Origin of the sequence: Thalassospira sp., assembly GCF_002709775.1 — a bacterium.
Classification (GTDB): domain Bacteria; phylum Pseudomonadota; class Alphaproteobacteria; order Rhodospirillales; family Thalassospiraceae; genus Thalassospira.
This window is the reverse complement of record NZ_PAQR01000054.1, coordinates 120,500-143,750: the sequence shown is the minus strand read 5'-3', so window position 1 is coordinate 143,750 and position 23,251 is coordinate 120,500. Positions and strand designations below refer to the sequence as shown.

Genomic DNA, 23,251 nt, shown 5'->3' with positions numbered 1-23,251 from the left:
TTGTATACCCGTGTCATAAACGCAATTGTTCTATTAACGTTCTCATCGAAAGTTTCAACGAAAACCGTCATGCGCCCGGAAATTCTGTTCCCGCTTTTTGCTGAAATTGACACGCTTGCCGGTATCGGGCCGCGCCTGAAACCCTTGGTGGCGCGCCTGATCGGCGGGGAACATGTGGCCGATCTGCTGTGGCATTTGCCATCTGGCATCATTGATCGCCGTTTTTCCCCTGACCTTTCCGATACCATTGATGGATCGGTCGTGACCCTGGATGTCTGGGTTGAGCGTCATGACCCGTCCCCCAATCGCCGTCGGCCCTATCGCGTGATTTGCAAAACCCAGAGCGGTACGCTGGTTCTGGCGTTTTTCAATGCGCGGGCGAAGTATCTGAATGACGTTCTGCCGGTGGGGGAAAAGCGGATCGTCTCGGGCAAGATCGATCATTATCGCGGCGAATATCAGATCACCCATCCCGACCGCATAGGGACAGAGGCCGAACGGTCTGAAATCCAGACGGTTGAGCCGGTCTATCCAATGTCTGCCGGGGTGACGGGCAAGACGCTGACCAAGGCGGTGCGTGGTGCGCTTGAAACCCTGCCAGACTTTCCGGAATGGCATGACCCGGCCCTGGTCGCGCGCCATAAATGGCCGGATTTGAAAACGGCCCTTTATACGGTTCATAATCCGCAGGACGAAACCGATCTTTCGCCCGATCATCCGGCGCGTAAACGTCTTGCCTATGACGAGCTGCTTGCCAATCAGCTGGCCCTGACCTTGATCCGGGCCAAGATGCGTAAACTGGGCGGTCGTGTCACCAAGGGGGATGGGCGCCTACGCGAAGCGCTCGGCAAGCACCTGCCCTTTGCCATGACTGGTGCGCAACAGCGAGCGCTTGGCGATATCTATGAGGATATGGCAAGCGAAGGTCGGATGCTGCGTCTGTTGCAAGGCGACGTCGGCTCAGGCAAAACCGTGGTGGCACTGATGGCGATGCTGAATGCGGTTGAATGCGGCCGTCAGGCAGCCCTGATGGCGCCGACTGAAATCCTTGCCCGGCAGCATTTCGAAACCATTTCACCGCTGCTTGAGCAAATCGGGATCAAATGTGCCATTCTGACCGGACGCGATAAGGGCAAGGCCCGTAAGACAGCACTTGAAGGCTTTGCCAATGGTGATGTGCAGATCGCGGTTGGAACCCATGCCCTATTTCAGGATGATGTCGCCTTCCATGATCTGGCCTTTGCGGTTGTTGATGAACAACATCGCTTTGGCGTGCATCAGCGCTTGATGCTGGCGGGCAAAGGACAGGCGGTTGATGTGCTGGTCATGACGGCGACCCCAATTCCGCGCACCCTGACCCTGACAGCCTTTGGCGATATGGAAGTCTCGCGACTTGATGAAAAGCCACCGGGACGCAAACCGGTCGATACCCGCGTCTTGCCGATCGACAAGGTCGACGATGTGATTTCCGGGATCGGACGCGCCATGCGCAGTGGCACCAAGATTTACTGGGTATGCCCGCTGGTCGAAGATTCCGAGGTCCTTGACCTGCAGGCAGCCGAGGAACGCTACCGCGTACTGGTAGAGCTGTTTGGCGCGGAGCGTGTCGGCCTTGTCCATGGCAAGATGAAGGGCAAGGAAAAGGACGAGGTCATGGAAAAGTTCGCCCATGGCGATACATCCATCCTTGTTGCCACCACCGTGATCGAAGTCGGCGTGAATGTGCCCGAAGCGACCATTATGGTCATTGAGCATTCCGAGCGCTTTGGCCTTGCACAGCTTCATCAGCTTCGCGGGCGCATTGGCCGTGGTGACGCAGCTTCGACCTGTTTGCTGCTTTATGGTAGCCCGCTTGGACAGGTTTCAAAGGCGCGCCTCAAGATCATGCGCGAAACCGAGGACGGCTTTGTCATTGCCGAAGAGGACCTGAAGCTTCGCGGGGCTGGTGAAGTTCTGGGAACGCGCCAAAGTGGTCTTCAGGAATATCGGCTGGCCAATCTGGAGCTGCATGGTGATTTGCTCGCCATTGCACGTGATGATGCGCGGCTGATCGTTGAGCGTGACCCGGACTTGCAGAAGGCCCGGGGCGATGCGTTACGCCTTTTGCTTTATCTGTTTGAGCGTGACGAAGCAGTTCGGTATTTCCGATCCGGGTAACAAACAAGGGCGCATCGATTTGATGCGCCCTTTTCTGCTCTTCTATGCCGCTTAGGGCGGTGCAATCATGCATCTTCTGGCGTTTTACCGTCTTTGGATTTTGGCTCAGTAGCCTCGTCCGTTTCCAAGCGTGCCGGAATATCGCGCGAAACCAGGATCGGGACGTTTTCCTTTTCACGCAGGGTGTCGACATCCTCATAGGTCTTGGCGGCAACCTGCGGATGGTTGCGCTGTTCAGCCGGACGGCGATCCGGCGGGGTTACAATACCGCCCGACATGACCATCTTGATGGCTTCTTCAACCGTCATATCAAGGATCACAACATCACGTTTAGGCACGAACAGCAAAAAGCCCGAAGTCGGGTTTGGCGTAGTCGGCAGGAAGATGTTGATGACCTTGTCTTCGGTCAGGTTCTGCACTTCGCCGGTGGTTTCGCCGGTGATAAAGCCGATCGCCCACATACCGCGGCGCGGGTATTCCAGCAGGACCGCTTGACGGAAAGCGTTCGACTGGTTGGCCAGAACCGTTTCAAGGATCTGCTTTACCGCCCCATAGATGCTGCGCACGGCCGGAATACGGCCAAGGATGCGTTCGTAAAGCTTAATTAACGCTCGACCGGCAAAGTTGGTTGTGAACCAGCCAACAACGGTGATGAAAACGATAATGACCAAAAGGCCAAAACCGGGAATCCCGTAATCCTCATATCCAACCGGAAGATACGATTCCGGATTGTAATGGGCCGGGATCAGCGGGATGACCTTGCTATCAACAAACTCGATGAACCACCAGGCAAGCCCGAAGGTAATCGCAAGAGGTGCACTGACAAGCACACCGGTCAGGAAATAGGCTCTTATCCGGGCAAACATACCCGGACTTGGGATAACATGATCCGAACTCTTGTTTTCCGGATCATCATTGTCGTCGCGCTTGGCGTTCATTGACCACCTGTGCAAAAGAGCCAAATATCAAGAGCCAAAACTGCAAGATTAGTCTTTGGCTTTTGATCATTGTACGTGAGAATATGGCGAAGCTGGGACTTAAAGCCGGGTTATTCCCGCTTCTTAAAGTGATAGCAGTATTCAAGTTTGCGGTGCAACCAACAAACCGTAATTTGCAGATCAGAATTGTTATGGAGACGTTTTGCAGGTCTGGATTGTTGAATATATTTACGATGATGACGGTTCGGTCGGGATCAAAACCGCCAAGGTTCGCGCGCTTGATTATGAAACCGCACGGCAGTTTGCCATCGGTGATGCGCCGAGCCGGGATTTTGTGATGTCGCTCCATCCGGAGTCCGAGGAACAGTTTCTTGGAACCCCCGGTATCCGGGCACGTGAAATGACCGGAAAGGTCGTGCATGAAGTCCCTGACCCGGACGATGATTTGGAAGAAGATGATGACGATTTCTGAACTTGATGATCAGCGAACCTTTCTGCCCCGCCCGCTTGTCGGCGTTGGTGCCGTTGTCTGGCACAAGGACCATGTTCTTTTGATCCAGCGCGGCAAGGAACCCCATGTTGGAACCTGGAGCCTTCCGGGCGGCGCGCAGGAACTGGGTGAAACAGTACGTGATGCGGTGTGCCGTGAGGTTCTTGAGGAAACCGGGGTCAAGATTTCAAGCCCGATCCTTGTTGATGCGGTGGACATGATTTCCACCAACGAGGACGACAAGGTCGAATATCACTACACGTTGATTGATTTCGTCGCGGTGGCACTTAACCCCGATATCACGCTTGGTGGTGACGCGGCGGACGCCAAGTGGGTCAATGTCAAGGACGTGACCAAATACGCCCTTTGGAACAAGACCATCGAAATTATCGCCAAATCGCGTGACGTGCTTTCAAAAGGCTAAGCACCTTTCCGGCTTGGGCCAAGCGATATAGCATTGAAAAAGGCGGCACCCTAGGGATGCCGCCTTTTGATGTGATTGGGTGCGTTATGCTTACGCAGCCGCGTGCTGGGTCAGAACGCTTTCCTGGATCTTCTTGAAAGCACGTGCTTCAAGCTGACGGACGCGTTCACGGCTAACGCCGAAGCGTTCACCAAGTTTTTCCAGCGTGATCGGGTCATCGGTCAGGAAACGGGCCTTGATGATTTCCTGTTCACGTTCGGGCAATTCACCCAGCGCGTTTTTCAGCATGCCATTGTGAAGAACACGTTCTTCGGCATCGGCAACCAGTGCTTCCGGGCTCGGTGCGTCAGACGACAGGGTATCGAGATACTCCATCCCCTCGTCTTTTGGCATCGGCGTGTTGAGCGAGAAGTCACGCGCCGCAAGGCGACGGTTCATATCAAGCGCTTCACGACCGGTTACACCAAGTTTTTCGGCAACCTGATCAGCTTCCTCTGGCGAAAGTTCGCCATTGTCATAAATGTTAAGCTGACGTTTGGCTTTGCGCAGGCTGAAGAATAGCTTCTTCTGTGCTGCCATGGTGCCGAGTTTGACCATCGACCAGCTCTGCAGGATGTATTCGGTCACTGCTGCGCGGATCCACCACATCGCATAGGTCGACAGGCGGAAGCCACGCTCAGGATCGAATTTCTGCACAGCACGCATCAGGCCGGTATTACCCTCTGCAACAAGGTCAGCCATCGGCAGGCCATAGCCGCGATAACCAAACGCAATCTTGGCAACAAGGCGCAAGTGACTGGTGACAAGTTTGTGGGCGGCCTCGGTGTCATCATGATCCTGATAACGGTGGGCCAGCATGTATTCTTCATCCGCCGTAAGCATGGGGAATTTCCAGACTTCACGGAGATAACCCGAGAAACCTTCTTCCTGAGGAACGGCTGGTAATTTAATGGCGCTCATTCTATGTCCTCCTGAGAGGTTTACACGTCGGCATCTATACTGGATACGGAGTCCGTCAGAAGCTGGATGACGCGCAAACGCTATCGGTTGTGAAATAATTCACGTGGACGACCGGAAGCTATCTGAGAATAGGTGTGATCCGGTCGTATCTCATTCCAAAGTCACCTATGGAAGAGGACAGCAGACGCTAATAAGAAGTTCATTCATCGTGTCTCATCCTTACTCGAAGCAAATCGACAATTTACATGTCCGCCAATTGGCCGGACGTTGATCCGGCGGTGCCTTTGGGCCCCCACCCGCATTTATTAATATATCTAAACCCGACTAAATCCGTCAAGAACTTCCGACGTGTGTTTCAGATATATTAATCCGTCTATATCAGCGTTTTAGGAAATATAGCCGACAAAAACAGTCAGGTACTTAAAACGCCAATGATTAACGCTAGGATCGATATGCGGCGAAACAAAGGCAAATCGTCCAAATTTGCTTTGGACGGGTGAAAAGCGGCTTTCTTTACATTATCGGCGCTCAATCCCACGCGCAGATCTTTGCGATATGGCATGCATGAAAAGCCTCCTGTATGGTGGCCGCAAAAGGCCAAACTGAATGGAGTTCATCATGAAAACCCTTGCCGCAGACGCGCCCTGCCCGTGTGGGAGCCTGAAAAGCTATGGCGTCTGTTGCGGGAAGTATCATTCGGGGGCAGCCAGTGCTGAGTCGGCGGAAAAGCTGATGCGATCACGTTATTGTGCCTTTGTCCTGCGTGATGGGGCTTACCTTCTATCAACGCTGGCAGAAGAAAATCGTTCCGGGTTTGATGCGGAAAGTATTGCACAAGACACCACGCACTGGACCGGGTTGGAGATCGTTGAAAGCGTTGCGGGCGGCATTCTGGATCAGACCGGCATTGTCGAGTTCATTGCCCGGTTTGAAGAAAACGGCAAAAAACATCAGCTTCACGAACGATCCAATTTTGAACGCCGTGATGGCAAATGGTTCTATGTTGATGGGGTGTTTCCGAGCGAGATGCGGTTTGCAGCGTCTGCCAAAACCGGACGGAACGATCCCTGCCCGTGCGGATCGGGCAAGAAATTCAAGAAGTGCTGCGGTTAGCGCACAAATTCCAGCGCCCAGCGATGAAATGGCCGGATCAGGCTTTCATGGGCTTCTTTATAGGGCAGCCACAGAAGTTCGTGGTCCTGATCTATTGGCGGACCAAGCTTTTCGGTAAGTTCACACAAAAAGAAGGTGGCGCGTTTCAGGCGGAACCGATCCTTGGCGGCGTTATTGACATACTGTGATGCAAAGCCAAGCCGCGAAAGGATACGCGCGCGATAGCCGGATTCTTCATATGCCTCGCGATAAAGGGCATCCCGTTCACTTTCGCCGTCTTCGACCCCGCCACCCAGCAGCACAATCCCCTTGGGCGTGCGCGCGACGGCAACGTCACCGTTTTCGCGTTTGATCACGGCATAGACGCAGTCCTGAACGTTATAGCTCTGCCCCATACGCGGGGTTCCAAATATCGGACCGGCCAAGGAATTTTCCCTAATTAGTTGACTTGGTTATGTCTGACGATTGCAAAGCATAAATCAACATATTTTACAAAGCGATAACGCGATCAAGGAGTGCCTGACAACGTTTGGTGTCGAACCGTAATTCGCTCTGTCGGGCGCTGTCAAAGTATTGTTTCAGAACCTCGTCTGCCAGTGTTTCGGACGATGCACCATGTTCAGCGATCAGTCGATCAAGATGGTCTTTGGGCAGAACAAGGTCTTTGCGTCGGCTTTTAAACAGGAATTTCTCTGCCAAAGCAAAATCGAACTGCATGTTGCGGTAGAGGATCGTCTGATAGTTGGCATGTAACTCAATCTGGCCGCCCTCCTTGACGAGAAAAAGCGGAAACATGACCGCCAGATCAGGCAAAATTCGATTTGGGTATACTTTGCCCTTCCAGTACTTTTCCGCAATATCGGCATACCCGTCATAATCAGAGATCGGGAACATCCTTGCTTTTGCCAAGGGCAACACTTCAATCTTTGGCTTTGTTATCTTCACCGTATCATTGGCGACGTCGACATACAGACTGCCAAACTGAAAAGCGTTCTGAAAATACTGGTTTCGCAAGTTGCCCCAAATACGTTTGGCCAAACCGCCATGAGTGATGAATTCACGCAGAGCCAGCAGTCCGGGTCTTTTTGTTCCAGGCAGCTCGTTTTCAAGCAGTTGTTTCACACCTAATGTGATTTCCTGACAGAACCCCTCAGGATAGCGCTTGCCGTATTTGTCAGATTGCTGGTCAACTGTCTGGTCAAAAGCAGATCGCAGGGCCAGCATATCGGCTTCAATTTCTCTGAGCCGGGGCAGCAGGAACTTTTTGGTCAGTTTGACCTGTTTGAAGTTCACCGACGCAACCTGCTCTTCTTCGGCGCGGGCTGTAATTTGATCGAGTGTCAGCAGCTGTGATTCGGTCATTCTTGGGCCTCGGGTTTTTCAGGCAACGTATTAAAACAAAACACCCCAAAACAACCAGTGTTTCGGGGTGCATTGAATTCTGTCGTTTCAAGCGGTTGCTTAGAACGGGATCTCGTCATCAAGATCCGGGGCACCAGCCGGTGCAGAACCGCCGCCGGACGAGCCGCCATTGCCCCAACCAGCATCAGAACCGCCACCAAATCCGCCGCCGCTGTCCTGGCCGCCGCCATAGCCACCACCAGAGGATGAACCACCACCCATGCCGCCGCCTTCACCGCCGCGGTTATCAAGCATCGTCAGGTTGGAGTTGAAACCTTCAAGAACGACTTCGGTGGTGTAGTTGTCCTTGCCGTCCTGCCCCTGCCATTTGCGGGTGCGCAGCTGACCTTCGATATAGAGCTTGCTGCCTTTTTTAACAAAGCGCTCTACGACGTCCGCAAGGCCTTCGTTGAAGACGACAATGCGATGCCATTCGGTGCGCTCGCGGCGCTCGCCGGACTGACGGTCACGCCACTGTTCGGAGGTTGCGATGCTGAAATTGGCGATCTTTTTGCCAGCCTGGGTAAACCGGATTTCAGGATCGCGGCCAAGGTTCCCGACGAGAATGACTTTATTGACACTGCCAGCCATGGGTTATCTTCCAAAGTTTGTGTTGTCCGCTGCCCCGATTTGTCGGGGCTTGTGGGTTATCATTGCGCAAAAATGCGCTGCATTAAAGTTTCAAGTGCAATGCGATCCGTTTCATCAAACGAATTGGCTTCGACACTATCGACGTCGAGCACGGCGATCAACTGTCCATCCGCATTAGTCACCGGTAAGACGATTTCCGAATTGGTCCGACTGTCGCAGGCAATATGCCCCGGGAATGCGTGAACATCTGCAACCACCTGGGTCTCAAGCGTTGATGCAGCGGCGCCACACACGCCGCGCCCGAACGGAATGCGAAGGCAGCCAAGCGTACCCTGATAGGGCCCGACGACAAGTTCGTTTTCCTTATTGGGATCAACATTATAGAACCCCGTCCAGAAGTAATAGTCGAACTTTTGCGAAAGGATGCAACACACCGTCGCCATCAGGGCGGTCACGTTCGTTTCGCCTTCGGTAATGCTGATCAGTTCTTTTTGCGCTTCTTCATAAAGCGCTTTTTTCTGGTCGGTCTGCACATCGAACTCCTTAACTTTCGCGCATAGGAACTACCCCGTTCGCAAGGCTTGAGACAAGGGTAAAGTGCCTGAAACCGCAAACAAAAGCGCCTCCGACAATCTCACATTGCCAGAGGCGCTTGAAAGTCCGGTTATCTGCTATCAATCAGAGGCGCTTGCCGCTGTCGATATCAAACAGATGGATTTTGTTGGCCGGGACCGAAAGGCTGAGTTGGTCGCCCTTTGCAAATTGATGGGTTCCCTGCAAACGAAGCGTCACATTGTCTGCATTGGCTCCGAAATCAAGGTAAACCAGCGTCTCGGCACCAAGGGACTCAACCATGCGCACAGGCGCATTGATCCGCCCTTCCCCGTCTTGCAGAAGATCGAGATGTTCCGGGCGAATACCCACCGTGACCTCCCGGCCGGCTTCGACATCGTAATCAAGGTCAAGCATCACGCCATCGCCGAAAGTGACATGCTTCTTGTCATCCGAAACCTTGCCTTTCAGGAAGTTCATGGCCGGTGAGCCAATGAAGCCTGCCACAAACTGACTTGCCGGTTTTTCATAGATATCAATCGGTGAGCCGATCTGCTCGGCAATGCCGCCATTCATCACAATCAAACGATCAGCAAGGGTCATGGCTTCGACCTGATCGTGGGTGACATAGACCGATGTAATGCCCAGACGTTGCTGAAGGTTCTTGATTTCAAGGCGCATATCAACACGCAACTTGGCATCAAGGTTTGAAAGCGGCTCGTCAAACAGAAATACCTTTGGCTCACGCACGATTGCTCGGCCCATGGCGACACGCTGACGCTGGCCGCCGGACAACTGGCGTGGTTTGCGCTCAAGGTGATCGTCGAGTTGCAGAATACGGGCCGCCTCGCGGACCTTGGTATCGATTTCCGCCTTGCTATAACCACGATTTTTCAGGCCATAGGCCATGTTGTCATAGTTGTTCATATGCGGATAAAGCGCATAGTTCTGGAAAACCATTGCGATATCACGATCTGCCGGGGCGATCTTGTTGACGACCTTGTCATCAATGCTGATTTCGCCGTCGGAAATGCTTTCAAGGCCTGCGATCATGCGCAGCAGAGTTGATTTGCCACAGCCCGACGGCCCCACAAGAACGGTGAACTCGCCATCCTCGATCTTAAGGTCAATGCCATGAATGGCCTTAAAGCCGTTCGGGTAGGTTTTCTGGGCCTGATTAAGCGTTACAGTTGCCATCTTAGTATCCTGTATGCGGATCGGTTATTTTCAATTCAGCGGGTTTGGGAGACGGAGTTATTTCTCCGTCTCGACCAGCCCCTTGACGAACATGCGCTGGAAGATCACCACCACCAGAACCGGCGGGATGGTTGCCATGATTGTCAGTGCGAATGCCTTGGGGAACTGCGGAATCTGCCCGCCTTCATAAAGCGAGTTATAGACCTGCTTGATCCCGATCACGATGGTGTAGAGCTGATCATCCGTCGTCATCAGTAGCGGCCAGAGATACTGGTTCCAACCGACGACAAACATGATGATGAAGATCGCGGCGATCATGGTCACCGACAGCGGCACCAGAATGTCGATAAAGAACCGGATCGGCCCTGCCCCGTCCAGTCTGGCTGCTTCAAGCAACTCATCAGGGACCGAGCGATAAAACTGCCGGAAGAAGAACGTGCCGGTCGCAGACGCAATCAGTGGCAGGATCAAGCCTGTATAGCTGTTCAGCAGCCCAAGATCCGCGACCACCTCGTAAGACGGTACAATGCGGACTTCAAGCGGCAGCAACAGGGTCGAGAAAATGATCCAGAACAGCGGGACCGCCAGTTTGAAGCGGAAATAGACAATGGCATAAGCCGCCATCATCGAAATGATCACCTTGCCGATCGCAAAGCCAAGACCAAGCACCATGCTGTTAAACAGCATTTCGAGGGCGGTCACCCTGCCCTTGGTCGCCTCTGCATCAAACAGGATCGCCCCGTAGTTGGAAAAGAATTCGCCGCCCGGCCAGAACTGCAGGCCGTTCTGGAAAACGTACTCACGGGTATGGGTGGATGACGCAAAGGCAATCCAGACCGGAAGGATCATGAAAAGTGCGCCAAGCACCAGAATGGTGTGGTTGGTAAATATACGCCATTTGGACTGATACATGATGACGTTCCCCCTAGTAATGCACTTTGCGTTCGATGAAGCGGAACTGGAACACGGTCAGGACACTGACCATGATCATCAGCAGGACCGACTGGGCCGCACTGCCGCCCATATCCGCACCAAGGAAGCCATCGACATAAACCTTGTAAACAAGGGTCGCGGTTGATCCGCCCGGCGCACCCTTGGTCGAAACGTCAATGATGCCAAAGGTTTCAAAGAAGGCATACGTCAGGTTGATCACCAGCAGGAAGAAGGTCGTCGGTGCCAGCAGCGGGAATGTAATCGTCCAGAAACGACGTTCCGGGCTTTTGCAATCAAGGGTCGCTGCTTCCTGAACCGATTTCGGAATGCCCTGAAGGCCTGATAGGAAGAAGATGAAGTTCACGCTGACCTGTTTCCAGACCGCGATCAAGATGACGACAAAGGCCGCATCATTGGCGTTCTGGATGTGGTTGAACTCAAACCCGAAGCTATTGAACGCCTTGTAAAGGTCGCCCATCAGCGGGTTGAACATCATGTTGCCAAGAAGACCTGCCACTGGCGGGGCTATCGCATAGCCCCACATCAAAAGCGTTTTATAGGTTTTTGCCCCCCGGATCACTTCATCTGCGCGCACTGCAAGAAACAGCGAGATCGCGATGGAAAGCACGGAAACCAGAACCGAGAATACGACGGTGAAGATAGCCGAGCGTGTCCAGGAACTGCTCGAAAGCACATCTTCAAAATTGCGGAACCAGACAAACTGCGAAGACAGACCAAAGGCATCTTCAAGCAGGAATGACTGGTACAACGCCTGGGCCGCCGGCCACAGGAAGAATATGGAAATAATCAGAATTTGCGGCGCGATAAAAAGGTATGGCACCGCGCTATGTTCAAATTGTACGCGCTTCATTGTGAACGCAACCTCAAGGCAAAATCAGAAAATGCAAAACAGGGCGGCCAAATCATCGGCCGCCCCGCATTTGCGAAAAGCAGATTAGTTCGAGTAGGTATCGTTGAAGCGTTCCAGCAGACCGTTCGCTTCTTCTTCGATGGTCGCAAAGGCACCATCAACGGTTTCTTCGCCGTTCATGATTTTGTCGACTTCACGATAGATGACTTCGCGGATCTGAACATAGAAGCCAAGACGGTAACCACGGGTCCACTCGCCGCCTTCTTCAGAAAGCTGGATGATGCCAACTTCTGCGTCCGGGCTTTCGTTGTAGTAGCCGTCGGATTTCGCCAGCTCATAAGCAGCGTTGGTCACCGGAACATAACCGGTTTCCTTGTGCCAGTAGTACTGGGTTTCCGGCTTGGTCAGGAATTTGAAGAACTCGGCAACACCCGCGTCCTGTTCTGCACTGTGGCCAGAGAACGCAAACAGCGAAGCGCCACCGATGAAGGTCGATTTCGGTGCGTCGCCCACGCCTTCCCAATACGGGAGGGTCGAGCTGCCGAAATCAAACTCGGTCGATTTGCGCAGGCCACCAAACGAACCAGAAGAACCGATCCACATTGCGACTTTCTGCTGTACGAATGCGTCCTGGTTGGCACCCCATGCACGGCCGTAGTAGCCGTAATAGCCTTCGTCTTTCCAGGCTTTGACGTGCTCCCAATGGTCTTTCAGAGCATCGTTGTTATAAAGGATTTTAACATCGGTGCTGTCATAACCGTTGTTGGCGGTTGCCATCTGCAGGTTGTGACGAGACATGAAGTTTTCAAAGAAGATCCACGGGGTGTGGGACTGTGCAAGCGCGATGTAGCCAGCTTCTTTGAGTTTCGGAGCGGCAGCTTCGAATTCCTGCCAGGTTTTCGGAACATCAACGCCGGCTTTGGCCAGAGCGTCTTTGTTGTAATACAGAAGCGGGGTCGAGCTGTTGAACGGCATGCCGATCATCTTGCCATCTGAATCGGCATAGAAGTAACGGACACCCGGGATGTAATCATTGATGTCAAAAGCGACATTGTTTTCTTCAAGCAGGTCCTGAACCGGCTTAACCGCGCCTTTGGCGTTAATGATGGTTGCTGCGCCGGCATCGAAGATCTGAATGATGTTCGGCTGGTTTTTCGCGCGGAACGCTGCGATACCGGCCGTCATGGTATCTTCGTAGCCGCCCTTGTTGATGGATACGAGTTTGTATTCATCCTGGCTTGCGTTGAAGTCTTCGGTGATCTGGTTGACAACGTCGCCAAGTGCGCCGTCCATTGCATGCCACCAAGTGATCTCGGTTGCAGCTTGTGCGGTGCTGCCAAGGGCAAACACGGCAGCAGCCGCCATCAGTGTTTTGCGGAACATGATTTTCTATCTCCCAAATAAAAACTTTGCGCGAAAAGCCGCCTGTTGAACGGTCTCTCGCAACGCTCTCGTTTTCATCTGAGGGGGACGCTTCCTCAAGTGACAGTTTTCGGAAATTTACTTTTTGATGTGCGTAATTACCGTTTGGACTGTCGATTATTGATATTGTTAGTACATTCGACCCCTTCAAATGTTCGAATGAACATCTCACAAATTGAATGGGCATGAAAGCCTTTCGATCAGGCAGAATTCCGGTGTTTGGCGACGACCTGGCTGCATGCCCCGGTATTCCTTGCGTTTTCGCGTTCTGTCTAAATGTTACAGTAAAGTGATTTTTTGAAATGGCTGGCTAAGATTTTGATTTCAGGCTCTGTTGAAACGAATATCGCGCTTGGTTTGCCCATTTTCATTTGTGAATTGGACTTTGGGGATTCTTGCCGAATCTGAAACCCTTTGGTCAGGCGCCTCAAAAGGAACGACTAACTGTTGGTTTGCGCTTTGCAGATGTGTAAAGGTTCTGCGAACCCCGGTTTGCGCGCCAGCAATGTCCGCACGCCCCACTTATTCGCCATCCGAGATATGGACCCGGAAGACCAATGACCAGATTTGCAATTTTCAACGCCCGGGTTTTCGATGGTAGCGATTTCTATACGGATAAAGCGGTTGTCGTCCGAGACGGGATGATTGAATCCCTTATCGCGGAAACGGAGATCCGGTCTGGCATTGATGTCATTGATGCGGGCAACCAGATCCTCGCCCCCGGCTTGATTGATGTTCAGGTTAATGGTGGTGGTGGTGTTTTGCTTAATGACGCGCCAGATGTCGAAAGCATCAAGACGATCGTCAATGCGCATCGCGGGTTCGGCACAACCGCCATGCTGCCGACGCTGATCACAGATACCCGCGAAAAGATGGAAGCCGCCATCGCTGCCGTTCAGCAAGCGCTTGATGAAGGTTTTCCTGGTGTAGTCGGCCTCCACCTCGAGGGACCTTACCTTAACCGCGAGCGACGCGGCGTCCATCCGGCCGATCAGATCCGACCGATGGAAGATGACGCGATTGAATTGCTGTCAGGCGTGCGCAATGGCCGGACACTTGTCACTTTGGCGCCGGAAAACATGGAGCCCGGCGCCATTGCAAAGCTTGTGTCCCGGGGCATTCTTGTCTGTGCCGGGCATACGGCAGGTCGTTATGAAGATATCATGACCGCGATTGGTGAAGGCATGCAGGGCTTTACGCATTTGTTTAACGCCATGAGCCCCCTGACCCATCGTGAACCGGGTGTGGTTGGGGCAGCGCTTTCAGATGACAGTACGTGGTGCGGACTGATTGCCGACGGGTTTCATGTTCATCCGTCCGTGATCAAGGTTGCTGTGCGTGCCAAAGCCAGGGGCAAGATGATGCTGGTGACCGATGCGATGCCGACGGTCGGTGCTGTTGATAAACGCTTTAAGCTAGGGGATGAGGAAATCATCGCTGTTGACGGACGATGCGCGCTTGCCGATGGCACGCTGGCGGGGTCAGACCTTGATATGATTTCGGCTGTACGCAACTGTGTGGAAATGGCCGAAATCGGGCTTGATGAGGCGCTCCGCATGGCATCGCTTTACCCGGCAGAGTTTCTGGGACTGGATCATATTATCGGTCGACTGGTGCCCGGACATCAGGCTGACATGATTCTGTTTGATGATCAGTTCACTGTTACACAAAGCTGGGTCAAGGGAGCCCGATTGACCCACGTTTGAGGAAAGGTGAGATTTTCCGAAAGTCTATGACGGAAAGCCTTGACCTCGGACGGTATTTCGAAGATGCATTGGGCTCTGTAACAGTTTGTAAGCACGATCCTCAGGAGATTTTGCTGTTGATCTGTTTTTACTCTGACCCCCAGGAGGAGTACCCACATGCCTTCCGTTAAACCCGGTGTTGTTACCGGTGCTGCCTACCGCGAACTCGTTGCTGCTTGCAAGCAGGACGGTTACGCCCTTCCCGCCGTCAATATTACCTCGTCGAGCACGATGAACGCCGCCCTTGAAGCTGCTGCAAATGCCGGTTCTGACATTATCATTCAGCTGTCGAATGGTGGTGCACAGTTCTTTGCTGGCAAGGGCATCAAGGACGCTGCTGCGGCCCGTGTTTTGGGGGCTGTTTCAGCTGCCCGCCATGCGCAGCTTCTGGCCGAACATTACGGCGTTGCTGTTGTCATGCATACCGACCACGCGAACCGCAAGTTCGTGCCTTGGGTCGATGAGATGCTGAAATGGAGCGAAAAGGCCTATGCTGAAACCGGCAAGGCGCTTTACAGCTCCCACATGCTTGATCTTTCCGAAGAGTCCGTTGAAGACAACCTTGCGACCTGCGAGACCTTCCTGAAACGGATGTCAGCAATCGAGATGAGCCTTGAGATCGAACTGGGTGTTACCGGCGGTGAAGAAGACGGTATCGGTCAGGAGCTTGATACCTCGGTCGACGAGATTGATCCGCGCCTTTACACCCGCCCGGAAGAAGTCGAAGAAGCGTATCGTCGTCTTTCCCCGCTGGGTCACTTCTCTGTCGCGGCGGCATTTGGCAACGTGCACGGCGTTTACAAGCCCGGCAACGTCAAGCTGCGCCCGGAAATCCTTCTCGAAAGCCAGAAATATGTCGCCGAGAAGCATGGTCTTGGTGACCGTCCTCTCGATTTCGTATTCCATGGCGGTTCCGGTTCGGAAAAAGAGAAAATCGAAGAAGCCGTCAGCTATGGCTGCTTCAAGATGAATATCGATACCGACACCCAGTTCGCCTATGCCCGTCCGGTTGGCGAATATGTCGAAGCCAATGATCGCGCGTTCAAGTATCAGGTCGATCCGGAAACCGATCAGCCCTACAAAAAGCAGTACGATCCGCGCGTCTGGATCCGTGAAGCCGAACTGTCGATGGCAGCCCGCCTCGAAGAAGCCTTCAAGGATCTTGGGGCAACCGGTCGTTCGGTTACCAAAGGCTAAGCCAGAAAAAAAAACCGACCCGTTTGGTCACAAGATTTATGAAGCCCGCCGGTCTTGTTCGGCGGGCTTTTTCGTGGCTCCATCATGCGCGGGATTGTTAATTGACAGTCTCCTGACAAATACTGACAGGAACTGTCAGGGGTGCGCTTGCGTATAGCGTTTGGCTCCTCTATACACTTTCCGAACAATTCAGGAACAAAAGGCCCGACATGCTGACGAAAATTTCGGTTCGCGGTGCGAAAGAACACAATCTTCAGAACATTGATGTTGAACTGCCGCGCGATTCCCTTGTGGTGATTACCGGCCTGTCGGGGTCTGGCAAAAGCTCGCTCGCGTTTGACACGATCTATGCCGAAGGCCAGCGTCGCTATGTCGAAAGCCTATCGGCCTATGCGCGCCAGTTCCTTGAACTGATGCAAAAGCCAGATGTCGAATATATCGATGGACTGTCGCCGGCGATTTCCATCGAACAAAAAACGACATCGAAAAACCCGCGCTCGACCGTCGGCACTGTGACCGAAATTTATGACTATATGCGTCTGCTTTGGGCGCGCGTCGGTATCCCCTATTCCCCAGCAACCGGTCTTCCGATTGTCAGCCAGACCGTGTCGCAGATGGTCGACCGGGTCATGGAGATGGATGAAGGTACCCGTCTTTATCTGCTGGCGCCGATCGTGCGTGGGCGTAAGGGCGAATACAAAAAGGAACTGCGTGATCTGCGCGCACGCGGTTTCCAGCGCGTCAAGATCGATGGCGAGATGTATGACATCGATGAAGCACCGGAACTTAACAAGAAGCTCAAGCACGACATTTCCGTCGTGGTCGATCGCCTGATCGTCAAGGAAGGCATTTCGACGCGTCTGGCAGACAGTTTTGAGACCGCGCTTGAACTTACCGACGGTATTGTCCTGACCGAGGATGCCAAAACCGGCGAGACCACTGTTTTCTCGGCAAAGTTCGCCTGCCCGGTTTCCGGCTTTACCATCGAAGAAATCGAGCCGCGTCTGTTTTCATTTAACAACCCGTTTGGCGCCTGCCCGGCATGCGATGGCCTTGGCACCCAGATGGAATTCGATCCGATGCTGGTCGTGCCAGATGAAAGCAAGACGCTTGAAGACGGTGCGGTAGCACCCTGGGCCAGTACGACGTCGAAATATTATCTGCAGACCCTGAAATCCGTTGCCAAGCATTTCGGCTTCAAGACCAATGTCGCGTGGGAAAAACTTCCCAAGAAGGCACAGGATATCATACTGCACGGTTCAGGTGACGAGGAAGTCACTGTGACCTATGACGATGGTTCGCGCAGCTACAAGGTTTCGCGTCCGTTTGAAGGTGTCATTCCCAATATGTCGCGTCGCTGGCGCGAAACCGATAGCCAGTGGGCCCGTGATGAGCTGTCGAAATATCAGATGGTGTCGAATTGCCCGACCTGTTCAGGCAAGCGCCTGAAGCCGGAGGCTCTGGCCGTTAAGGTCGATGGCTGTGATATCTCACAGGTGACCGACCTTTCGATTGCCAAGGCGGGTGACTGGTTCCTGGCACTGGAAGACAAGCTGAACGAGAAAGAAGCCGAAATCGCGCGCCGTATCCTACGCGAAATCAATGATCGCCTGCGTTTCCTGCGCGATGTCGGTCTGGATTATCTTTCGATGTCACGCACATCCGGCACGCTATCGGGCGGTGAAAGTCAGCGTATCCGTCTGGCGTCGCAGATCGGGTCTGGCTTGACGGGTGTTTTATATGTGCTTGATGAACCGTCCATCGGTCTGCATCAGCGTGACAACGACCGCCTGCTTGAGACGCTTAAACGCCTGCGCGATCTCGGCAACACGGTTCTGGTTGTCGAACATGACGAGGACGCCATTCGGGCCGCCGACTATGTTGTTGATATGGGCCCGGGTGCCGGTATCCATGGTGGCCGCATCGTCGCCGAAGGCACGCCGGAACAGATCCAGCAAAACCCGGATAGCCTGACGGGTAAGTACCTTGTCGGGGTTGAGCAGATCGCGGTGCCAACGGAACGCCGCAAGGGGAATGGCAAGGCCATCACCATCAAGGGGGCCACGGCCAACAACCTGCAGGGCATTGATGTCGACTTCCCGCTGGGTAAATTCATTTGCGTGACTGGCGTTTCCGGTGGCGGCAAATCAAGCCTTGTGATCGAAACGCTTTATAAGGCGCTTGCCAAACGCATGCATAACGCCCGTCACCATCCGGGCGCACATGACGAGATCAAGGGTGTCGAGCTGATCGACAAGATCATTGATATCGACCAAAGCCCGATTGGCAGAACGCCGCGGTCGAACCCAGTGACCTATACAGGTGCCTTCACGCCGATCCGCGAATGGTTCGCTCAATTGCCAGAGGCCAAAACGCGCGGCTACAAGCCCGGTCGGTTCTCCTTCAACGTCAAGGGCGGCCGTTGCGAGGCTTGCCAGGGCGATGGCGTGATCAAGATCGAAATGCATTTCCTGCCCGACGTTTATGTCGAATGCGATCAGTGCAAAGGCCATCGCTATAACCGTGAAACGCTGGAAATATCGTTTAAAGGCAAGTCGATATCCGATGTCCTTGATATGACAGTCGAAGAAGGTGCGGATTTCTTCAAGGCCGTGCCATCGATCCGCGACAAGATGGAGACCCTTAAACAGGTCGGGCTTTCCTATATCCATCTTGGCCAGCAGGCGACGACATTGTCCGGTGGTGAAGCTCAACGCGTGAAGCTTGCCAAGGAACTGTCAAAACGCGCGACCGGTCGAACGATCTATATCCTGGACGAGCCGACAACGGGCCTGCATTTCCATGATATTCGCAAGCTTCTTGAAGTGCTGCATACCCTTGTTGATCAGGGTAATACCGTGGTTGTGATTGAACATAATCTTGATGTCATCAAGACGGCCGACTGGATCATTGATATCGGCCCCGAAGGTGGCGATGGCGGCGGCCAGTTGGTTGGCACCGGAACACCGGAAGACATCATGAGCAATGAACGCAGCTATACCGGGCGTTATCTGAAACGCCATCTCGGTCTGGAATAGAACAAAAAGGGCAGCTTCGAGCTGCCCTTTTTTGCATTTGGGTCGGCTTCAGGCATCCCTAGCCCGAATGCGTGACCCTATCCTCAACCCGTTTGACCAATGCTGTGCTGAGCCGTTCACTAAATCCGGACAGGAAGGCAAAGACGAGGACGATTGATATCTGTTGGCCTGCAGCGGCTGACTGACTGATCTGGTCAAGGTCATCAATCTTGTGCAACTCGTCAAGCGGTATGGGCAGCATCCCTGCCCTGAGCGCCAGAAGCACGATGATTGCAAAACAGAACCCCATGCAGGGCCGGAACAGGAAATTAAAGAACACCGATGCCGGCTCCATTTCGTCCCACGGGACATCCTTGCCCAACCGCATCATCATGCTGGTTAGCGCGCCAATCGCGCCGAAGCTGCCGACCACGAACAAAAGATCATAGCTGAAGCCAAATACCTTGCCGCTGCCGACACTGATGATGTTGTCGACCTGAACAAACAGCAGAACGGCAAAGACCAAAACGATTGGTGACAATGCCAGTGCAAGTGCTGCGATCCGAAGACTTCTGTTGAAGGCCTGTTCCACCGGATTAGGCGCTGGAAGCGGTTTGGGCCGGTCATGCTGTTCGTGTTTGAGGTCATGCAGATACCCCTGCACAAAGCCGTCGCGACCCTGATTAAGCGCTAGCAACATGATAATGGCATCGGATTGCTTGCGATCCATCAGCGCCTTGTTATCGGCGTCCTCATCGTCGCGCCACCAGCGCAAAAATGACCGGATTACCAATGATGACCGCCATCCCTGACGCGTGGCGACCACATATTCGATCATGCCTTCGATATCCGCCGGACCAAAGCCGCCTTCGCTCACGCAACCGAACGGAAAACCCAGACGACGCTCTTGCGGTTCAGGTTTGGCATCTTCGCGCTCAGTTTCCGACTCTTCACGCACCTCGATACACTCGACATCTATGATATGCCGTCTGCGCGGCACAAGGCCGATCACCGGGCAATGCGTGGGTTCGTAACCATAGGGATGATGCGGGTAACTCATGATGCCATCTTCGCGTTATCGGGACAGAACGGCTCTGGCCTTTAAGACGGAGTGGATGTGGTGTTGTGAAAAATTCTGTGCTTCGTATCGATGTGTGATCTCGTTTGTGGTCTTCGCGTGCAATTGACTTGAAATCTGCCCCCTTGCACCGCTATGTGTGTGCCAGATTATCAAAACCCACTCTGGCAAGGAGTTCGCACGCGTGAATACGGTCAAGCCTGTTCATATTATCGGTGCCGGTCTGGCTGGCAGCGAAGCCGCCTGGCAATTGGCGGAAGCCGGTGTGCCCGTCATCCTGCACGAAATGCGCCCGACCCGTCCGACCGATGCGCACCATACAGACAAATGTGCGGAACTGGTCTGTTCGAACTCGTTCCGGTCTGACGACAAGGAATACAATGCCGTCGGCCTGATCCATGATGAGATGCGCCGTGCCGGATCAATCATCATGCGCTGTGCTGATCAGCACAAAGTGCCCGCAGGTGGCGCACTGGCCGTTGACCGCGAAGGTTTTTCCGAGGCAGTTACAAACGCACTTGAAAACCATCCATTGGTGACGATGGAACGCGGCGAGATTGATGGCCTTCCGCCCGAAGAATGGGAACATACTATCATCGCAACCGGTCCGCTGACATCAGGAGCTTTGGCCGATGCCATCCGCAAGGCAACCGGCGAGGAAAGCCTTGCCTTCTTCGATGCTATCGCGCCGATCGTCTACAAGGACAGCATCGATTTCGACAAGGCATGGTTCCAGTCGCGCTATGACAAGGGCGACGGCAAGGACTACATCAATTGCCCGATGTATGAAGATGAATATAACCGCTTCATCGATGCCCTGATCGAAGGCGAAAAAACCGAATTCAAGGAATGGGAAAAAGACACTCCCTATTTCGACGGATGCCTGCCGATCGAGGTCATGGCGGAGCGTGGTCGTGAAACCCTGCGTCACGGCCCGATGAAGCCAGTTGGCCTGACCAATCCTCATAACCCGACACAAAAGCCGCGTGCGATTGTTCAGCTGCGCCAGGACAATGCGCTTGGTACGCTTTACAACATGGTCGGTTTTCAGACCAAACTGAAGTACGGCGCACAGGCCGACGTGTTTCGGACCATTCCGGGCCTTGAGAACGCGGAATTCGCCCGTCTGGGTGGCATTCACCGCAATACCTTCCTGAATTCGCCGCGTCTTCTGGATAGTACGTTGCGCCTGAAATCGCGCCCTGACCTGCGCTTTGCCGGCCAGATTACCGGGTGTGAGGGATATGTTGAAAGTGCGGCCGTCGGTCTGATGGTGGGTCGGTTCACTGCGGCCGAAAAAGCAGGCAAAACCATCCCGGCCCCGCCGCTTGCAACCGCGATGGGTGCCCTTTTGAACCACATTACTGGTGGTGCGGATGAAAGTACCTTCCAGCCAATGAATGTGAATTTCGGCCTGTTCCCGGATCTTGAGCTTAAGAAACGTGTCAAAGGCCGGGATCGCAAAAAGCTTTATAGCGACCGTGCCATTCCGCTATTTGATGAATGGCTGAGCACGGTAAATGCCGCCTGATATAAGAAAAGCCGCATCACATTCGATGCGGCTTTTTTTGTATGGGCAAAATGATGGATCAGTAACGATTGGGCTGGCGCTCCAGCTTGCCGGTCACGTCGCGAATTTGCTCGCCATCGCGGAACCGGCGAAAGATCAGATCAAGGTTGCCATCATCGTCAAGCGTCCGCTTGTAGACCTGCATCTCGTAACCGCCTTCATCATTGATATAAAGCGCATGGATGGTCAGGGTCTTGTCAACGATCCGCGCCCAGAAGAACGGCTCACCTTTCAGCGGATCATTGGGAACACGCTTGCCAAACAGGCCCGAGCGCATGGCGCTGCCGTAAATGTCGGAACGTTCTGTGGCATAGAACTCGACATCAAGCGATACTGTCTTTTCGCGGCCATCGGTTTTGTGAATGACCGTCGACCAATCAACGACAAAACCACGTTCGGTTTCCTTGATCACGACGTCAAGATCACGGGCCTGCAGTTCGTTTTCCGCATGCTCAATCGTCGTGCCGTGATAGGAACCCACGAACGGCTCGATGCTTGCGGCACGGGCTTGTGAAAGCGCGAGAAAGGATAGGCACAGGACGCCGACAAACATCAGGCTGTCAAACCATCGTTTCCGGGTGAATGTCATCAAATGTGCCATCTTGGTCCTCATGTCGGCTATGCCCGCATCTTATGCTCAATATCAAGGCGTTATCGACGCTACCACGGACAGTTCAATCCTGTCCTGACCTTTGTCGTCACCTTAAGAGATATTTTTGTGATGGTCATGTGGCAAGCCACGTCTGATCAATATCTCTTGAGCATGCCATTCAGCGTCAACCGAATACTCGCCGGGCGCGCCAAACCGAACTCGGCCGAAAACGGATCAAATCCGGCCTTGGTGAGCTTGCGCAAGTAACCATCAGCAAGGACCACCGGCAGTGCTGCTGCATGGGCCCGCTTTGGCAATGCACGGCGATGTTTGCGGGCCTCATCAATACGGGAACTGGCCAAATCCGCCAGTTCACGGATGAAGTCGCGAATTTCCTGTTTCTTGCGGAACTCGAAAACATCGCCTTGCGCGACTTCGTGATGGTCCATTCTGTCTTTCGGCAGATAAAGGCGTTTGGAACGGCCATGGAACACGATGGCCCGCAGGATTCCCACCAACCCATACGCGTTACCTGCAAGGCGTGCCGCATGATCTGCATCATCGCCCCTGGCGCCAAGCAGCCGTGATGCCAGAACACTAACCTGCCCGGAGGTCTGATCAATATAATGATCAAGTTCCTGCTGGGTCGCCGGTTGGCGGTCTTCGAGGTCGAACTCGCGCGCAGCAACAATGGCTTCGAGATCTTTGATGTCGAGATTGCCGTCCTTGACCAGTTCGGCCAGCGGTTCGACGACTTCGTGTTTGCGTACCTGCCCTTCGCCCAGTTCGGTCAGGGTGTCACGCCACCATTGCAAGCGGATATGGCCCAGCATGACTTCGCTGACCATTTCGCGGGTTTTGGAGACTTCCTGATTAAACGCATAGAGCGTGAACAGGGATTCGCGTTTTTCCGGTGCCGCAAACAGCGCGCACAGGAACCGGTCCCGGTCATGGCGCCGGACATAGTCGGCACAATGGGAAAGCTTGGGCGTATCGGTCATTT

At 53.7% G+C, this 23,251-nt stretch carries 21 protein-coding genes; 8 read left to right on the top strand and 13 right to left on the bottom strand.

Annotation, left to right across the window (positions count from 1 at the left end):
* Nucleotides 1-69: 69 nt before the first annotated feature.
* Nucleotides 70-2,157, top strand: a complete 2,088-nt coding sequence (gene recG, locus CMO10_RS17375; RefSeq protein WP_297024592.1) for an ATP-dependent DNA helicase RecG — start codon at nucleotides 70-72, stop codon at nucleotides 2,155-2,157.
* 65 nt (nucleotides 2,158-2,222) lie between these two features.
* Here the strand turns inward: recG and CMO10_RS17370 are convergent, their stop codons facing one another.
* Complete coding sequence (locus CMO10_RS17370) at nucleotides 2,223-3,095, bottom strand: DUF502 domain-containing protein (RefSeq protein ID WP_044829094.1); 873 nt, start codon at nucleotides 3,093-3,095, stop codon at nucleotides 2,223-2,225.
* Nucleotides 3,096-3,297: 202 nt separating this feature from the next.
* Here CMO10_RS17370 and CMO10_RS17365 point away from each other — a divergent pair, with 202 nt between their 5' ends.
* Both CMO10_RS17365 and CMO10_RS17360 read left to right on the top strand, forming a co-directional pair.
* Nucleotides 3,298-3,567 (top strand): hypothetical protein, encoded by a 270-nt coding sequence (locus CMO10_RS17365; protein ID WP_297024589.1) that lies wholly within the window; start codon nucleotides 3,298-3,300, stop codon nucleotides 3,565-3,567.
* Entirely contained in the window at nucleotides 3,554-4,009 is a 456-nt protein-coding gene (locus tag CMO10_RS17360) for an NUDIX hydrolase (RefSeq protein ID WP_297024587.1), read from the top strand. The genes CMO10_RS17365 and CMO10_RS17360 overlap by 14 nt, the downstream gene beginning before the upstream one ends.
* Before the next feature lie 90 nt (nucleotides 4,010-4,099).
* Here the strand turns inward: CMO10_RS17360 and rpoH are convergent, their stop codons facing one another.
* Nucleotides 4,100-4,969 carry an RNA polymerase sigma factor RpoH gene (rpoH, locus tag CMO10_RS17355; protein WP_044829091.1) on the bottom strand — a complete coding sequence of 290 codons (870 nt, stop codon included), beginning with the start codon at nucleotides 4,967-4,969 and terminating at the stop codon, nucleotides 4,100-4,102.
* Between the two features lie 618 nt (nucleotides 4,970-5,587).
* On the opposite strand from rpoH, the gene CMO10_RS17350 reads away from it, so the two are divergent.
* Complete coding sequence (locus tag CMO10_RS17350; protein ID WP_297024585.1) at nucleotides 5,588-6,082, top strand: YchJ family protein; 495 nt, start codon at nucleotides 5,588-5,590, stop codon at nucleotides 6,080-6,082.
* Here the strand turns inward: CMO10_RS17350 and CMO10_RS17345 are convergent.
* The 8 genes from CMO10_RS17345 to CMO10_RS17310 form a co-directional block, all read right to left on the bottom strand.
* Nucleotides 6,079-6,507, bottom strand: a complete 429-nt coding sequence (locus tag CMO10_RS17345; RefSeq protein ID WP_297024584.1) for an NUDIX hydrolase — start codon at nucleotides 6,505-6,507, stop codon at nucleotides 6,079-6,081. The genes CMO10_RS17350 and CMO10_RS17345 overlap by 4 nt on opposite strands.
* 64 nt (nucleotides 6,508-6,571) lie before the next feature.
* Nucleotides 6,572-7,444, bottom strand: coding sequence for a hypothetical protein (locus tag CMO10_RS17340; protein ID WP_297024582.1), 873 nt, complete (start codon nucleotides 7,442-7,444; stop codon nucleotides 6,572-6,574).
* Nucleotides 7,445-7,543: 99 nt separating this feature from the next.
* Complete coding sequence (gene ssb / locus CMO10_RS17335; RefSeq protein ID WP_044829089.1) at nucleotides 7,544-8,074, bottom strand: single-stranded DNA-binding protein; 531 nt, start codon at nucleotides 8,072-8,074, stop codon at nucleotides 7,544-7,546.
* Nucleotides 8,075-8,133: 59 nt separating this feature from the next.
* Nucleotides 8,134-8,607, bottom strand: coding sequence for a GAF domain-containing protein (locus CMO10_RS17330; RefSeq protein ID WP_297024579.1), 474 nt, complete (start codon nucleotides 8,605-8,607; stop codon nucleotides 8,134-8,136).
* A gap of 145 nt (nucleotides 8,608-8,752) precedes the next feature.
* Nucleotides 8,753-9,823 (bottom strand): sn-glycerol-3-phosphate import ATP-binding protein UgpC, encoded by a 1,071-nt coding sequence (locus tag CMO10_RS17325; protein ID WP_297024577.1) that lies wholly within the window; start codon nucleotides 9,821-9,823, stop codon nucleotides 8,753-8,755.
* Nucleotides 9,824-9,880: 57 nt separating this feature from the next.
* Complete coding sequence (ugpE, locus tag CMO10_RS17320) at nucleotides 9,881-10,735, bottom strand: sn-glycerol-3-phosphate ABC transporter permease UgpE (RefSeq protein WP_044829086.1); 855 nt, start codon at nucleotides 10,733-10,735, stop codon at nucleotides 9,881-9,883.
* Between the two features lie 13 nt (nucleotides 10,736-10,748).
* Nucleotides 10,749-11,627 (bottom strand): ABC transporter permease subunit, encoded by an 879-nt coding sequence (locus CMO10_RS17315; RefSeq protein WP_044829085.1) that lies wholly within the window; start codon nucleotides 11,625-11,627, stop codon nucleotides 10,749-10,751.
* Nucleotides 11,628-11,711: 84 nt separating this feature from the next.
* Nucleotides 11,712-13,010, bottom strand: a complete 1,299-nt coding sequence (locus tag CMO10_RS17310) for an extracellular solute-binding protein (RefSeq protein WP_297024575.1) — start codon at nucleotides 13,008-13,010, stop codon at nucleotides 11,712-11,714.
* A gap of 596 nt (nucleotides 13,011-13,606) precedes the next feature.
* Between CMO10_RS17310 and nagA the strand changes: the two genes are divergently transcribed.
* The 3 genes from nagA (at nucleotide 13,607) to uvrA (ending at nucleotide 19,029) form a co-directional block, all read left to right on the top strand.
* Complete coding sequence (nagA, locus tag CMO10_RS17305) at nucleotides 13,607-14,755, top strand: N-acetylglucosamine-6-phosphate deacetylase (RefSeq protein ID WP_297024573.1); 1,149 nt, start codon at nucleotides 13,607-13,609, stop codon at nucleotides 14,753-14,755.
* A gap of 156 nt (nucleotides 14,756-14,911) precedes the next feature.
* Nucleotides 14,912-15,991 carry a class II fructose-bisphosphate aldolase gene (fbaA, locus tag CMO10_RS17300; protein WP_297024571.1) on the top strand — a complete coding sequence of 360 codons (1,080 nt, stop codon included), beginning with the start codon at nucleotides 14,912-14,914 and terminating at the stop codon, nucleotides 15,989-15,991.
* Nucleotides 15,992-16,200: 209 nt separating this feature from the next.
* Nucleotides 16,201-19,029, top strand: coding sequence for an excinuclease ABC subunit UvrA (uvrA, locus tag CMO10_RS17295; RefSeq protein WP_297024569.1), 2,829 nt, complete (start codon nucleotides 16,201-16,203; stop codon nucleotides 19,027-19,029).
* 58 nt (nucleotides 19,030-19,087) lie between these two features.
* On the opposite strand, the gene CMO10_RS17290 is transcribed toward uvrA, so the two are convergent.
* The gene (locus CMO10_RS17290; RefSeq protein ID WP_297024567.1) at nucleotides 19,088-20,068 is read right to left on the bottom strand and encodes a hypothetical protein; all 981 of its coding nucleotides are present in this window, start codon (nucleotides 20,066-20,068) and stop codon (nucleotides 19,088-19,090) included.
* 202 nt (nucleotides 20,069-20,270) lie between these two features.
* Here CMO10_RS17290 and trmFO point away from each other — a divergent pair, with 202 nt between their 5' ends.
* A complete protein-coding gene (gene trmFO / locus CMO10_RS17285; RefSeq protein ID WP_297024565.1) occupies nucleotides 20,271-21,617 on the top strand; it encodes a methylenetetrahydrofolate--tRNA-(uracil(54)-C(5))-methyltransferase (FADH(2)-oxidizing) TrmFO in 1,347 nt (448 codons plus the stop codon).
* Between the two features lie 58 nt (nucleotides 21,618-21,675).
* Here trmFO and CMO10_RS17280 read toward each other — a convergent pair whose 3' ends face one another.
* Complete coding sequence (locus CMO10_RS17280; RefSeq protein ID WP_297024563.1) at nucleotides 21,676-22,245, bottom strand: hypothetical protein; 570 nt, start codon at nucleotides 22,243-22,245, stop codon at nucleotides 21,676-21,678.
* Nucleotides 22,246-22,403: 158 nt separating this feature from the next.
* On the bottom strand, nucleotides 22,404-23,249 hold the full coding sequence (locus CMO10_RS17275) for a phytoene/squalene synthase family protein (RefSeq protein ID WP_297024561.1): 846 nt from the start codon (nucleotides 23,247-23,249) through the stop codon (nucleotides 22,404-22,406).
* Between the last annotated feature and the right edge of the window lie 2 nt (nucleotides 23,250-23,251).

Bases quoted from the DNA above. Each gene is read 5' to 3' on its own strand.
- recG (WP_297024592.1), top strand. From the start codon at position 70: ATGCGCCCGGAAATTCTGTTCCCGCTTTTTGCTGAAATTGACACGCTT.
- CMO10_RS17370 (WP_044829094.1), bottom strand. From the start codon at position 3,095: ATGAACGCCAAGCGCGACGACAATGATGATCCGGAAAACAAGAGTTCG.
- CMO10_RS17360 (WP_297024587.1), top strand. From the start codon at position 3,554: ATGACGATTTCTGAACTTGATGATCAGCGAACCTTTCTGCCCCGCCCG.
- rpoH (WP_044829091.1), bottom strand. From the start codon at position 4,969: ATGAGCGCCATTAAATTACCAGCCGTTCCTCAGGAAGAAGGTTTCTCG.
- CMO10_RS17350 (WP_297024585.1), top strand. From the start codon at position 5,588: ATGAAAACCCTTGCCGCAGACGCGCCCTGCCCGTGTGGGAGCCTGAAA.
- CMO10_RS17340 (WP_297024582.1), bottom strand. From the start codon at position 7,444: ATGACCGAATCACAGCTGCTGACACTCGATCAAATTACAGCCCGCGCC.
- ssb (WP_044829089.1), bottom strand. From the start codon at position 8,074: ATGGCTGGCAGTGTCAATAAAGTCATTCTCGTCGGGAACCTTGGCCGC.
- CMO10_RS17325 (WP_297024577.1), bottom strand. From the start codon at position 9,823: ATGGCAACTGTAACGCTTAATCAGGCCCAGAAAACCTACCCGAACGGC.
- ugpE (WP_044829086.1), bottom strand. From the start codon at position 10,735: ATGTATCAGTCCAAATGGCGTATATTTACCAACCACACCATTCTGGTG.
- CMO10_RS17315 (WP_044829085.1), bottom strand. From the start codon at position 11,627: ATGAAGCGCGTACAATTTGAACATAGCGCGGTGCCATACCTTTTTATC.
- CMO10_RS17310 (WP_297024575.1), bottom strand. From the start codon at position 13,010: ATGTTCCGCAAAACACTGATGGCGGCTGCTGCCGTGTTTGCCCTTGGC.
- nagA (WP_297024573.1), top strand. From the start codon at position 13,607: ATGACCAGATTTGCAATTTTCAACGCCCGGGTTTTCGATGGTAGCGAT.
- fbaA (WP_297024571.1), top strand. From the start codon at position 14,912: ATGCCTTCCGTTAAACCCGGTGTTGTTACCGGTGCTGCCTACCGCGAA.
- uvrA (WP_297024569.1), top strand. From the start codon at position 16,201: ATGCTGACGAAAATTTCGGTTCGCGGTGCGAAAGAACACAATCTTCAG.
- CMO10_RS17290 (WP_297024567.1), bottom strand. From the start codon at position 20,068: ATGAGTTACCCGCATCATCCCTATGGTTACGAACCCACGCATTGCCCG.
- CMO10_RS17280 (WP_297024563.1), bottom strand. From the start codon at position 22,245: ATGACATTCACCCGGAAACGATGGTTTGACAGCCTGATGTTTGTCGGC.
- CMO10_RS17275 (WP_297024561.1), bottom strand. From the start codon at position 23,249: ATGACCGATACGCCCAAGCTTTCCCATTGTGCCGACTATGTCCGGCGC.